The sequence below is a fragment of the Desulfocastanea catecholica genome, assembly GCF_054657295.1.
Map to the genome: position 1 here is coordinate 1 of NZ_BAAHYZ010000172.1, position 287 is coordinate 287.

Genomic DNA, 287 nt, shown 5'->3' on the forward strand with positions numbered 1-287 from the left:
GAGAAACTGTCTGATTTCAGAAGACAATTGTATAATAACACGACAGAAAAATCACACCAATCGGTAATCAAGGGAACCCGTTGGCTTTTGTTGACAGCGAAGGAGAAACTTGAAGGAAAACAAGATAATGTCCAGCGACTTAAACAAGCTCTGGATATCAATAAACCTCTGGCAACTGCGTATTACATGAAAGAGGATTTACGACAAATCTGGAATTGGACAAATGATAAAAAGGCAGCTGAATGGCATTTGGGGAGTTGGATAGAGATGGCCAAAGCATCCGGCAT

At 40.8% G+C, this 287-nt stretch carries 1 protein-coding gene; it reads left to right on the top strand.

What is annotated here, in order from left to right:
* A partial coding sequence (locus tag ACYQ8U_RS23395) for a transposase (protein ID WP_459947950.1) occupies positions 1–287 on the top strand: 287 nt, incomplete at both ends.